Here is a 12,053-nt window from a genome sequence, read left to right as displayed (position 1 = left end):
ATGAGCTGATCAAAAAGTGTGCGGAAAAAAGTGGCGCTATCATACTCGGATGAATCGGTTGAATAAAGACCACTTTGCCAACAAATATGTCATTTTTCTTACAGTTGGCCACCCATCTGCCGGTTATTGATTATCCACCAGTTGCACGGCATAGCTGACAGCATTTTGCCCTGGATCAAGAATTTCGAGCGCGACGTGTACTGGCGTTTTGCTGGGCATGCTGCTTTGACCGGCAACTTCTCCGGCGAGGTATTCCGCCGGCGTAAACTGGCGGCTGGCAATAACATTTTCGTTCAAATCCCTGAATATCAATGCCAGGTCAGGAAATGGCTGGTCAAATTCAGAGTTGTTCAATATCAGTGTATCGACCACCAAAGCATTGGCAATGGCCGGGTGGGAGCGCACCACCAGGTTACGGGTCGACATGGAACGCACATCCTGAACATGTGGCAAACGGCAACCAAATACGGAACAGAGCGACTGGTATACCGGACGCCAGCTCGGAGTTCTTGCCCACTGGTCAAAATTGAAATACAGCACTTGACCGGCCAGCAACACCAGCAACGCTACGGTGGCGACCAACCAACCGGTTTTGGCCCGTTTTTGCTTTTCAGCATCCAGTTGCAGCGGGGTTGCCTGAATGTTACCTGTCAACTGCTGGTGACGAGGCGGTTGTCCAAAGCCGGGAGGCAAGCCATTGTCAGCGCGGTAATCGGTATTGCTCTGGTCTTCTGGTTGCTCGTCAGCCAGGGCGAAGCTGATGGGTGTTTTGTTTGCGGAAGGAGGTTCGTCGTCTTCCGCATTTTCTGGTATGGCGACGGTGGCGGCGGGGCGTTTGAATTGTGCTTCCTCGCTGCGAGTGGTAACCAGACCAAGCTCACGGGTAATTTCTTCCGGTGGTGAGTCGTCATCAAGCAGCGCTCTGGCCCAGGCTTCGTCGTCATCTTCCTCTTCCTCGATGTTTTCCGGTTTGCTGACGTCGTAACTGAGCGGATGGTTATCCATGGAATCGAGGTTGATCAGCGAATCGTCAATTTCAAGACCGGATCCGGGGGCTGGGCGATCAATATGTTCGGGAGCACGTAACCCCAGATCCGCAAACGGATCGTCTGAGATGCTCTCGTCGCCATCGTGTGGTTCGCCGATGCTGTCCATTTCGTCGTGGATCAGCAGGTCATCGTCATCAAGCTGGCGGTCTTCCGCTTCCGGGGGGCTGGTGTCGTCGCCATTCAGACTGTCGAAGATAGCCTTGTCGAGAAAACCACTGTTGTTATCGTCCAGATTATCATCGTCGGCACTGCCAAACAGGTTATCGAACAGCTCGTCGGAGGATACTTCCTGCTGGGATTCAAGATTGACGGAATCAAAATCATCGTGAACTTCGGCTGGTATGGCTGTGGCGGGTGGTGGGGTGTTTGTACTTGTCGCTGTTGAGGACGTCGGAGCCTGAGCGGTGGGCTTGGGACTGGCTGGTTTGGCAGCGATTGCCGGTTCGGCTGGCGTCGGCTTGTGCGTCGGAGCCGCTGTATTTGTCGCCCCTGCAACTGGATTCACAAGGTGATTCAACGCATTAAAGACTTGCAAGCAAGAGCCGCAGCGGACATTCCCCTTCGCAATCGCGAGGTGTTCGTCGCGGACGCGAAAGCTGGTCTGGCAATGTGGGCAGCGAGTCACATGCGTGGCCATGATGAATCCTCAGAATTATCCAGGTTGCTCATAAGTCCGACAGCTCCCTAGCGACGGGTTCCAGAGATAATAACCCAATCTTCCTGTTGCTTTGGTGTATCCATCACAAACCACTCGTTATAACGCTGAATAACGTCGTCTGCCTGGTGGGAGAGCAACCCGGAAAGGGCCAGCTTGCCACCGGAGCGCGTCAGTTGGGCCAGCTGAGGGGCCAGTTCGTTGAGTGGCCCGGCCAGAATATTGGCGACCGTTATGTCGGCCTGAACCGCAGGTGTGTGTTGTGGTAAATACACCTCGAAACGGTCACTACGGATGTCGTTACGCTGGGCATTGTCGCGGGTGGCGGTCAGTGCCTGGGGATCGATGTCGATACCTGTCATTGTACGGGCACCCAGTAACAGCGCTGCCATACCAAGAATGCCGCTGCCACAACCAAAATCGACAACCTCTTCACCACCTTTTATATGCTCATCCAAATAGCGCAAACACAGCGCGGTGGTCGGGTGCGTACCGGTGCCAAAAGCCAGGCCAGGGTCAAGCAGCAGGTTGACGGCATCCGGTTGTGGTGGCTGACACCAACTTGGGCACACCCACAAGCGCGGGCCAAACTGCATGGGCTTGTAAGTGTCCATCCAGGCTCTGACCCAGTCCTTGTCTTCGACCTGTTCCCATAACAAATCGACGCTTCCAACACCGCCTTCAGCGGCAAACATCAAGGGAAACTGCTCCACGATTGCAGCGGTATGAGTGTCGGCATCAAACAGGCCAATGAGCTGGGTGTCATCCCAGAGGGGGGTGGTGCCCAGTTCAGGCTCGAGAATTGGTTGGTCGGCATTGTCTTGCAGGGTAACGGATAAGGCACCCAGAGCCAGCAGGGCGTTTTCACAAGCATCTACTTGCGCTGCTTTGGCTTGAATTCGTAATTGAACCCATTGGCTCATGATATGTCTCCGATGCTCTGGTAGTGAATGGTCTGGCTGCCGATGATCTGGCAGTGCAGGCGTGCCGCAAAGCGCGGAGTTTGCCGAAAATATCAACAAGCGTCCAGTTGACTGATAAGACGGCGCGTACAGTGGCCAGAGTCTCACGGGATCTCTCCTGATACACCCTGCGGCATTTAGCCGCTGTACGGCGGCTATCAGCAGCTGCGACAATCCCGTACATACTCTTTGATCCGCCAATAGATTCAGCCAAGGATAGTGTTATGAGCCGTCGCGACTTGATTCGCCCGTTATCGACCCGAAGTCAGCCAGTACCTTTCGTCCGTTGTGGTTTTTATTGGTTACGGTTAGTCAGCCTGGTGTTGGGGGCGGCACTGGGTGCTGTGAGCGCATATGGACAGACTGAGACCGGTAGTGGGACTGGCAACACTGGATCCGTCAGCACTATGAAAATCAGCGATGCCATTGTGCGTGCCCCGATTCCTGGACGTAGCATGAGTGCAGCGTTTCTGACCTTGAAAAACAGCGGCTCCGGGCCGGATCGCTTGCTGTCGGCCAAGGCTGACTGGGCGGATCATATTGAAATTCACACGCATACCCACGCTAACGGTGTGATGAAAATGCGTCAGATCGACGGCCTGGATGTGCCTGCAGGGCAAACCGTCACCTTGCAACCGGGTGGTCTGCATCTGATGTTGTTCGGTTTACAGCAACCCTTGCCTGCAGTCATCGGCAAAGAGCTGCCACTGACGCTGTGTTTTTTACACAGTGGTTGTTTGTTAACCGCAGCCACTCTGGTGGATATGCGTCAATAAAGCCGAACGGCTCGGGTTGATAGGGAGCGCCAGCTGCCATTAGCGGGCGTAGCGGCCCGCCTTCCCGGATGCTTGGGAGTGCCAGCTGCCACGCTGGCCTTAACGTTGGCTGTCAGCCTCGCATATTGATCGCAGCCATTAGTGGGCGCAGCGGCCCGCCTTCCCGGATGCTTGGGAGTGCCAGCTGCCATGCTGGCCTTAACGTTGGCTAAACGCCTCGCATATTGATCGCAGCCATTAGCGGGCGAGTGGCCCGCCTTCCCGGATGCTTGGGAGTGCCAGCTGCCATGCTGGCCTTCACGTTGGCTTCGCGTAGTGATCGCAGCCATTAGCGGGCGCAGCGGCCCGCCTTCCCGGATGTTTGGGAGTGCCAGCTGCCACGCTGGCCTTAACGTTGGCTATCAGCCTCGCGTAGTGATAGCAGCCATTAGCGGGCGCAGCGGCCCACCTTCCCGGATGCCTGGGAGTGCCAGCTGCCACGCTGGCCTTAGCGTTGGCTATCAGCCTCGCGTAGTGATCGCAGCCATTAGCGGGCGCAGCGGCCCGCCTTCCCGGATGTGTGGGAGTGCCAGCTGCCACGCTGGCCTTAACGTTGGCTAAACGCCTCGCATATTGATCGCAGCCATTAGCGGGCGCAGCGGCCCGCCTTCCCGGATGCCTGGGAGTGCCAGCTGCCATGCTGGCCTTAACGTTGGCTATACGCCTCGCGTAGTGATCGCAGCCATTAGCGGGCGCAGCGGCCCGCCTTCCCGGATGCTTGGGAGTGCCAGCTGCCATGCTGGCCTTGTTCGTAATCAGTACTGTGCGTCTTCTGACATCAGGTCGTTGTCGTCATCATTACCGGTAATTCGGTGCGATTCGCTGGCCCATTCGCCCAGATCGATCAGTTTGCAGCGCTCACAACAAAATGGCCGAAACAGACTGGCGGATGTCCAGGGAACGGATTTCTGACAGGTGGGGCAGTTGACTGCGAGTACCGCATCGTTGGCGGCCGACTGGCCTTTGGTGGTGATATGGGATTCACTCATGCTGGATCGCCTTTCATAACAAATAATTTAAACGGTTAACAGGCAGAGCGGGTGCGTTCTGCTATTTTGGGCTTGGGCTTGGGCTTGGGCTTGGGCTTGGGCTTGGGCTTGGGCTTGCTTGTGCTGCCAGAGCCAGATACTGCTGGTGTAAATCGTCAAGCTGTTGCTGCAGGTTAGCCAGTGAACCAGCGTTGTTTACCACATCATCTGCCTGTTGCAGCCGTTCTTCGCGGCTGAGCTGGGCGTTCATGATACGACGAATTTGTTCCTCAGAATTACCATCCCTCTGGCTGGCGCGTTGTAATTGCAGCGATTCTGGCAAATCAATTACCAAAGTGCGTTGCACTAACGCCTGTTGACCGCTTTCAAACAACAATGGTGAGGCCAGAATGGCGTACGGGCTGCTGGCCTGGGCCAATTGCTGTTGAGTTTGTTGGCGAATAGCGGGGTGAGTTTGTTGTTCGAGCCAGAGACGTTCTTCCGGCTGTTCGAATACTCGGGTGCGCAACCAGGCACGGTTCAGTTGTTGATCCGGCAGCAGTACCTGATGGGCACCAAAATGATCGACAATCGCTCGCCAGGCTGGTTGGCCAGGTTCGACAACCTGTCTGGCGACCTGATCAGAATCGACCACGATAATACCTTTCGCCGCCAGGTAATCTGACGCTGCGGTTTTACCGCAACCAATACCGCCGGTAATACCCACGACCCAAGTCATTTAACCACTCTCGCATTGCGTCGATTCTGATACGCCCATTTCGGTAAAAAAATCCCTTGGCGTGGATTGAGTGAGTTCGACAGGCCCCAGCCCGAAAGCTGACGTACCACAGTTACATGCCACCCAAATACCAATGGATCAGCTCATCACCCCATAGCGCCGCAATCCATCCGGCCATGGCGAGGTAAGGGCCAAACGGGATTGGCAAATTTTTGTCGCGCCCGAGTATGATCACACCGGCAATACCCACTACCGCACCAACGGCAGACGACAACAGGATAATCAACAGAATACTCTGATAACCCAGCCAGGCACCGAGGGCAGCGAGTAATTTAAAGTCACCAAAACCCATACCTTCCTTGCCGGTGACCAGTTTGAACAGCCAGAACACCGACCACAGGCTCAGGTAACCGGCCGCAGCGCCCCATACCGCCGAATACAGATCGGTAAATAATCCCTGGGAATTAACCAGCAGTCCCAACCACAACAGTCCCAGCGTCAAGGTGTCCGGCAGAATCTGGTGGTCGATATCGATCACCGACATAGTGATCAGCAACCAGGTGAACACCAGCATGGCGGCCAGTTGCCACCCCCAGGGAAAGGCAACGATCAGGGTCAGGCTGAACAGCGCCGTTACCAGCTCGACAATGGGATAACGCCAGCCAATGGGGCTATCGCAGCCTGCGCAGCGGCCTTTTAATAATAAAAAACTGACCAGCGGAATATTCTGCCAGGCTTTGACCGGGGCCTGACATTTTGGGCAGTGAGAATGGGGGGTGACCAGATTATAGGGCTGACTCAAGTCGTCCAGCGCCGGATGGGGTGGCAGTTGGTCGATATCCTGACATTCCAGCTTCCAGGCCCGGAACATCATTACCGGCAGCCGCAGAATCACCACATTCATAAAGCTGCCAAGTAACAGGCCCAGCAGGCCAATAAACATCACCTGCAACAACCAGTGGCTGCCAATCAGGGTAAATAATTGCGATAAGCCTTCCATGGTTACATGACCGATCCCATCTGGAAAATCGGCAAGTACATGGCGATGATCAAGCCACCAACGACAACCCCGAGAAACGCCATAATCAAGGGCTCCATCATGGCGGTAAGGCCATCCACCGATTCATCCACCTCGGTTTCGTAATAACTGGCGGCCTTGTCGAGCATGGTGTCCAGCGCGCCGGATTCTTCGCCGATACTGGTCATCTGTACCACCATATTGGGGAATACGCCGGTAGCTCGCATGGCAAAATGCATCTGCTGGCCAGTTGCTACTTCCTGACGCACGTTTAATACCGCATCCCGGTACAGCTTGTTACCTACGGCACCGGCTACGGATTCCAGCGCTTCGACCAGGGGTACACCAGCGGCAAAGGTGGTCGACAATACCCGCGCAAAGCGGGCCACCGCCGCCTTATGCATAATATTGCCAAACACAGGTAGTTTCAGTACCAGGTAATCCATCTGGTCGCGGAATTTTTGCGAGGTTTTCATCAATTGTTTAAATACCGCCACCGCAACCACCACCACTGCCAGTGCGTACATCCAGTTCGCCTGCATTGCGGCGGAGAGATCAACTACAAACTGGGTCGGCGCTGGCAGCTCGGCACCAAAACTTTTGAACATGCCCTCAAAGGTGGGCACCACCTTGATCAGCAGGATAGCCGTGACGATGGCGGCCACCACCAATACGGTAATCGGATAACCCATGGCTTTTTTGATTTTGGATTTGAGCGCTTCCGACTTTTCCTTATAAATCGCGACTTTATCGAGCATGGTTTCCAGAGCGCCGGATTGTTCGCCGGATTCCACCAGGTTACAGGTCAGCTCATCAAAGTGCTGTGGATGCTCTTTCAGTGCCGAAGCAAAATCATTACCGGCGGACACCGTATCGCGCAGTTGATAAATCAGATCTTTCATACTGGGGTTATCAACCCCATCGGCGACAATCTCGAACGACTGTACCAACGGCACCCCAGCCTTGATCATGGTGGCCATCTGGCGGGTAAAAAAGCTGATGTCGGCGGGTTTGATTTTTTTGCCTTTCGACGCTCCCCCCAGACCAAACATCGGCTGAGATGCCCGTTTTACCTTATCGGGCTGAATCCCTTGCTTGCGCAGTTGGGCCTTGACCATGGCCATATTCTGGCCAGACAGGGAGCCGTTCATTTTCTGGCCGCGTTTGTTGACGCCTTCCCAGACAAAATCAATATTTTTCGCTTGCTTGGCCATAACTGCTGGAACGCCTCTGCAAAATCATTGGCCACAAGGTAGCCGCCGCTGGTTAATCGGTGGTAACTCGATTGGCTTCTTCGAGGCTGGTAACGCCCTGAGCAACTTTTTGTAATGCTGAGGTACGTAAGTCGTTGAAGCCTTCTTGACGAGCAACATCGGCAATTTCAATCGAGTTGCCGCCCTGCATGATAATACGAGACAGGGCATCGGTTATTTTAACCACTTCGTAAATACCAACACGACCTTTATAACCCTGTTTACAATGTTCGCAGCCGACTGGCTGATAGATTTCAGCGGTTTCAAGCATTTCCTCGGTAAAGCCGGTCTCGAGTAAGGCTTCCTTGGGGATGTCTGTCGGGATTTTGCAGGATTTACACAAACGGCGGGCCAGTCGCTGGGCAATAATCAAAGATACCGAAGTGGCAATGTTAAATGAGGGGATGCCCATATTGGCCAGGCGGGTAATGGTTTCCGGGGCGTTGTTGGTGTGTAAAGTGGACAACACCAGGTGACCGGTCTGGGCGGCCTTGATAGCAATTTGGGCGGTTTCGAGATCGCGGATTTCCCCCACCATAATCACATCTGGATCCTGACGCAGGAAAGAGCGTAACGCTGCGGCAAAGTCGAGGCCGACACGGGCGTTGACGTTGCACTGGTTAACCCCTTCGAGATTGATTTCGGCCGGGTCTTCAGCGGTAGAAATATTGGTGCCTTCGACGTTGAGAATATTCAAGCCGGTATAAAGTGAGACGGTTTTGCCGGAACCGGTGGGGCCGGTAACCAGAATCATCCCCTGTGGCTTCGACAGGGCGTGCATATACAGCTCTTTCTGTAACGGCTCATAACCCAACATATCGATACCCAGCTGGGCTGACGAGGGGTCGAGAATCCGTAACACGATTTTTTCGCCAAACAGCGTCGGCAAGGTATTGACGCGAAAGTCGATGGCCTTGCTTTTGGAAAGCCGCATCTTGATACGGCCATCTTGGGGAACGCGGCGCTCGGAAATATCCATCTGTGACATCACTTTGAGGCGGGCAGCAATTTTACCAGTCAGCGATACTGGCGGACTGGTGACCTCATGCAAGATACCGTCGGTACGATAACGCACCCGATAGCGTTTTTCGTAAGGTTCGAAGTGAATATCGGACGAGCCCAGTTTAATGGCATCCAACAGCATTTTATTAACAAAACGCACAATTGGAGCGTCGTCTTCTGCTGCGGTCGCTGTTTTTTCCTGAGCCTTGTCGGCAGCGTCCGGGTCTTCCAGATCAACGTCTTCCAGCTCACTGTCGAGATCGCCCATGCTGGTGTCGTTGGCGGCCAGCATTTTATCGACTAGCGCCTGTAGCTTGTCATGTTCAACAATGACAGGTTCAACCATCATGCCAGTATTAAATTTGATCTCGTCGATGGACTGAATCAGCGACGGGTCGCTTTGGGCAACAAACAAACGATTACCGCGTGAAAACAACGGCAGTACCCGGTGTTTTTCAATCAATTCGTTGCTCACCAGCTCTTTGGGAATTAATTCCTGATCAAAGGCACCGAGATCGAGCACCGGTAAACCGAACTCTTCTGAAGTCAGAATGGCTAATGCCTTGGCTTTTACCTTGCCGGATTCAACGGCCATCGCAATAAAGCTTTTTTTGGCCTCTTTGGCTTGAAGCAGCAGATCGTGGGCTTGTTGAGCATCGAGCAGCTTGTGTTCAACCAAGCGTCGGGGAGTGCCTGTGAGGACGGCCATGCATGGAGTTCCGTTTAGGTACCGAATTGAGCAGACAATATCAAATTAGTAACCGCTAGCGAAACTACTTTAAAATACCAAGACGTAAGAAAATAGACCCCTTTCAGGGTCTATTATTAATATTACCACTAGCTACTACTTAGTTAAATCGTGGTTCATAAGGTGTGTTATCAAGAGAACCACCGGTAATCAGCCATGCAACGCTTTCGTTTGCTACTTGAGCTCCGACCTTAATAGGCTTTGGAGTTCCAGTTAATTCATAAGTACCTGTTTGAATAGGACCAGCGGCACCTGTGGTGAATGTTACTGTGTAAACAACGCTACCAGTGTCGGCTGCAGTTTTTGCATCTGTACCCTCGGTAATGACTGAAGTTATGTTGTACTTGGTCGTTGATTCTTCAGGAGCGTCAATTTCAGCACCGGTATAACCTTCCATAGCGCCTGCGGTGCCCATTAGTGTATAGCGGTTAATATAGTCTTCAATTGCGTTCATAGCACCTCGCAGGTCAGACAAGCTCGTTTGAACTTCTGTACGAGCGATGTAGTTTTGGTACTGAGGAATAGCCACAGCAGCCAAAATACCGATGATCGCGATCACGATCATCAATTCAATCAGGGTAAAACCTTTTTGCATTGTCTTCATGGGAAATCTCCACTCTCAAATTTTAGGGTTGTGCAACGTTTCAAGTGTCCTGCGAACGCAGTTTGAGGCGTCTTGACGACATCTCAGTCAAAGCACCGGGTAAACCCTGGAAGTCGAAGAGGGGGGTGGCTTCCTGGAATCTGACCATCTGCTTCTTGTTCATAAACTATTAAGCGAATAACGTGCCAGGTATTGATTTCTGTGGAATGAGGGGGTTTATGTGACCAGGTTCTCGTTTCTTTTGCCCGGTTGTTGGTTGCTTAACCCGTTTTCAAAAGAGCGGGTTACCGGATCGGATATAAAGTGACAAATATTGTCACTCTGGTGCGTGATTGTCAGGGTATCTGGCCATGTCTGTGGTTGTGCCTTTTGCGGTTTTTATGGGCACGGACGGAGCCGGTTGGGCACGGACGGAGCCGGTTGGGCACGGACGGAGCCGGTTGGACACGGACGGAGCAGGTTGGACACGGATGGAGCCGGTTGGACACGGACGGAGCCGGTCCCTACGGGGGGTGCCGTTGGACACGGACGGAGCCGGTTGGGCACGGACGGAGCAGGTTGGACACGGATGGAGCCGGTTGGACACGGATGGAGCCGGTTGGACACGGACGGAGCCGGTTGGACACGGACGGAGCCGGTTGGACACGGACGGAGCCGGTTGGACACGGACGGAGCCGGTTGGACACGGACGGAGCCGGTTGGACAGGACGGAGCCGGTTGGACACGGACGGAGGGGTTGGGCACGGACGGAGCCGGTTGGACACGGACGGAGCCGGTTGGGCACGGACGGAGCCGGTTGGGCACGGATGGAGCCGGTTGGACACGTGCGGAGGGGTGGGGCGCCGGGCAGAGCCGGTCCCCACGGGATGGGTGATGTGGGCGGGGTTATTGCGCGGTCAGTTCGTCAGTCAGGAAGACGATGGTATCAGGTACCAGGTCGAGGCTGATGACGTCGCCGTTTTGGCTGTTGGTGTCGGTATCCAGTACCAGCAGGCCGGGTTGGGTGGCGTTGGTGATAGCAATCCACAGGCGCTGGTTGTTGTCGATGGTGATGTCGCCGAGGCTGTAGCTGTCTTCCGGATTGCTGACGCTGTTGGTCATCAGGCTGTTAACGTCGATGGCGTTGGCTGTGGTTGTGATGGTGGCTTTGTCGCTACCGGGATTGATCTCATAGAGGTAGCTGGCGACACTGCTCCATCCGGCTTCGACGCTGATGTTAACATAGGCTTGCTGGTGGCTGACCACGGCGATGTCTTTGACATGGTAATACTGCGGTGCTGCGGCGCTGGTGTCGTTCAGGTCGGCAAAGGTGGTGCCGTCGATCAGGTTGCTAACGGCATAGGTGGTGGTGTCGATTACATCCAAGCCACCGCTGTTGCTGCCGTAGTCACCACGGGCGGCAATGTACAGTTGGCCATTGAGCAGTTCCAGCGTGCCAGGGTTGGTAACGGTGAGAGGAATGCCCTTGAGGCCGTCGGTCTGGGTATCAGTATCGACTTCTGTCAGGGTATCGAGATCGTAGACCACCACGTAGGCAGTGTTATTGCCGTCAATGCCATAGCGCTGGGTCAGAATAAACAGCTGGTTGTTGTCGATGGCGGCATCGACCATGTTGGGTTCGGTGCTGTAGCCATCCAGCGCTACCCGGTAGTCGGAGAGGTCGATTTCAGCCACTTTGAAGTCAGCTTCACTGGTGGCTGTGGTATCTACTTTCCAGGCGCTGTTGGCACCGTAACGAAGCAGCCAGCCGTATTGGTCATCCTGATGTACCAGAGTATAGGTATTGGCGCTGCTGTCACCATCGTCGTTGGTGGTGTAGGTCCATTCCGGGGTGCTGAGACTGCTAGTGGCATCGTAGCGGCTGATGGTGTCGATACCATATTGGCCAATACGATAAAGCCAGTTGGCGTCGCTGGCGAGGGTGTAGCTGGTGCTGGTGGCACTGAAGAGCTGTTGTTGTACCGAGCGGTCGCCGGTGATATTGCCGATGGCGACCTGGCTGCTGCTATAGTCGGAAGCATGGGTTTGCACCGCGTAGGCACCTTCAACAATCGCTTGTCCATTACTGTTATTGTCATCGCTCATACAGCCGCTCAGGGCCAGAGTGAGAGTACTGGCGAGCACCAGGTTAGTGCTGCTAATAACGTGTGTCAGGGTGGTCGGGTGGTTGGGCTGTTGGGTGAACATGGTGGATTTCCTTAGGGGTGATCTTATGGGGTTACTTGCAATAATCAGTGAGC

General features: G+C 54.3%; 10 protein-coding genes and 1 pseudogene. 1 reads left to right on the top strand and 10 read right to left on the bottom strand.

The annotated features are described in order from the left end of the window. Positions 1 to 123: 123 nt before the first annotated feature. Both SOJ49_RS14250 and prmA read right to left on the bottom strand, forming a co-directional pair. Positions 124 to 1,686, bottom strand: coding sequence for a DUF3426 domain-containing protein (locus SOJ49_RS14250; protein ID WP_369855160.1), 1,563 nt, complete (start codon positions 1,684 to 1,686; stop codon positions 124 to 126). A gap of 47 nt (positions 1,687 to 1,733) precedes the next feature. After that, on the bottom strand, positions 1,734 to 2,627 hold the full coding sequence (gene prmA, locus SOJ49_RS14245) for a 50S ribosomal protein L11 methyltransferase (RefSeq protein ID WP_369855159.1): 894 nt from the start codon (positions 2,625 to 2,627) through the stop codon (positions 1,734 to 1,736). A gap of 263 nt (positions 2,628 to 2,890) precedes the next feature. Between prmA and SOJ49_RS14240 the strand changes: the two genes are divergently transcribed. Next, a complete protein-coding gene (locus SOJ49_RS14240) occupies positions 2,891 to 3,442 on the top strand; it encodes a copper chaperone PCu(A)C (RefSeq protein WP_369855158.1) in 552 nt (183 codons plus the stop codon). Between the two features lie 794 nt (positions 3,443 to 4,236). Here the strand turns inward: SOJ49_RS14240 and yacG are convergent. The 8 genes and pseudogenes from yacG to SOJ49_RS14200 all read right to left on the bottom strand — a co-directional run bounded on the left by yacG (position 4,237) and on the right by SOJ49_RS14200 (position 12,000). Further along, complete coding sequence (gene yacG / locus SOJ49_RS14235) at positions 4,237 to 4,470, bottom strand: DNA gyrase inhibitor YacG (protein ID WP_369855157.1); 234 nt, start codon at positions 4,468 to 4,470, stop codon at positions 4,237 to 4,239. 61 nt (positions 4,471 to 4,531) lie between these two features. Then, a complete protein-coding gene (gene coaE / locus SOJ49_RS14230; protein ID WP_369855156.1) occupies positions 4,532 to 5,188 on the bottom strand; it encodes a dephospho-CoA kinase in 657 nt (218 codons plus the stop codon). Between the two features lie 112 nt (positions 5,189 to 5,300). Further along, positions 5,301 to 6,188 (bottom strand): A24 family peptidase, encoded by an 888-nt coding sequence (locus tag SOJ49_RS14225; RefSeq protein ID WP_369855155.1) that lies wholly within the window; start codon positions 6,186 to 6,188, stop codon positions 5,301 to 5,303. Positions 6,189 to 6,190: 2 nt separating this feature from the next. Further along, a complete protein-coding gene (locus tag SOJ49_RS14220; RefSeq protein ID WP_369855154.1) occupies positions 6,191 to 7,420 on the bottom strand; it encodes a type II secretion system F family protein in 1,230 nt (409 codons plus the stop codon). A gap of 52 nt (positions 7,421 to 7,472) precedes the next feature. Then, the gene (gene pilB / locus SOJ49_RS14215; protein WP_369855153.1) at positions 7,473 to 9,170 is read right to left on the bottom strand and encodes a type IV-A pilus assembly ATPase PilB; all 1,698 of its coding nucleotides are present in this window, start codon (positions 9,168 to 9,170) and stop codon (positions 7,473 to 7,475) included. A 525-nt stretch (positions 9,171 to 9,695) separates the two neighbouring features. Next, positions 9,696 to 9,813 (bottom strand): annotated as a pseudogene (locus tag SOJ49_RS14210) (prepilin-type N-terminal cleavage/methylation domain-containing protein); the annotation flags it as partial. A 316-nt stretch (positions 9,814 to 10,129) separates the two neighbouring features. Beyond that, positions 10,130 to 10,621, bottom strand: coding sequence for a DUF1720 domain-containing protein (locus SOJ49_RS14205; RefSeq protein ID WP_369858075.1), 492 nt, complete (start codon positions 10,619 to 10,621; stop codon positions 10,130 to 10,132). A gap of 77 nt (positions 10,622 to 10,698) precedes the next feature. Beyond that, positions 10,699 to 12,000, bottom strand: a complete 1,302-nt coding sequence (locus SOJ49_RS14200; protein ID WP_369855152.1) for a hypothetical protein — start codon at positions 11,998 to 12,000, stop codon at positions 10,699 to 10,701. Between the last annotated feature and the right edge of the window lie 53 nt (positions 12,001 to 12,053).

The organism is Candidatus Thalassolituus haligoni, from assembly GCF_041222825.1.
In the GTDB taxonomy this organism is placed as follows: Bacteria; Pseudomonadota; Gammaproteobacteria; order Pseudomonadales; family Oceanobacteraceae; genus Oceanobacter; species Oceanobacter antarcticus.
The sequence above is the reverse complement of the archived record's forward strand: the minus strand, read 5'-3'. Positions and strand labels throughout refer to the sequence as shown.

Excerpts from the sequence above, each read along its gene's own strand:
- SOJ49_RS14250 (WP_369855160.1), bottom strand. The coding sequence starts at position 1,686 with ATGGCCACGCATGTGACTCGCTGCCCACATTGCCAGACCAGCTTTCGC.
- prmA (WP_369855159.1), bottom strand. The coding sequence starts at position 2,627 with ATGAGCCAATGGGTTCAATTACGAATTCAAGCCAAAGCAGCGCAAGTA.
- SOJ49_RS14240 (WP_369855158.1), top strand. The coding sequence starts at position 2,891 with ATGAGCCGTCGCGACTTGATTCGCCCGTTATCGACCCGAAGTCAGCCA.
- yacG (WP_369855157.1), bottom strand. The coding sequence starts at position 4,470 with ATGAGTGAATCCCATATCACCACCAAAGGCCAGTCGGCCGCCAACGAT.
- coaE (WP_369855156.1), bottom strand. The coding sequence starts at position 5,188 with ATGACTTGGGTCGTGGGTATTACCGGCGGTATTGGTTGCGGTAAAACC.
- SOJ49_RS14225 (WP_369855155.1), bottom strand. The coding sequence starts at position 6,188 with ATGGAAGGCTTATCGCAATTATTTACCCTGATTGGCAGCCACTGGTTG.
- SOJ49_RS14220 (WP_369855154.1), bottom strand. The coding sequence starts at position 7,420 with ATGGCCAAGCAAGCGAAAAATATTGATTTTGTCTGGGAAGGCGTCAAC.
- pilB (WP_369855153.1), bottom strand. The coding sequence starts at position 9,170 with ATGGCCGTCCTCACAGGCACTCCCCGACGCTTGGTTGAACACAAGCTG.
- SOJ49_RS14200 (WP_369855152.1), bottom strand. The coding sequence starts at position 12,000 with ATGTTCACCCAACAGCCCAACCACCCGACCACCCTGACACACGTTATT.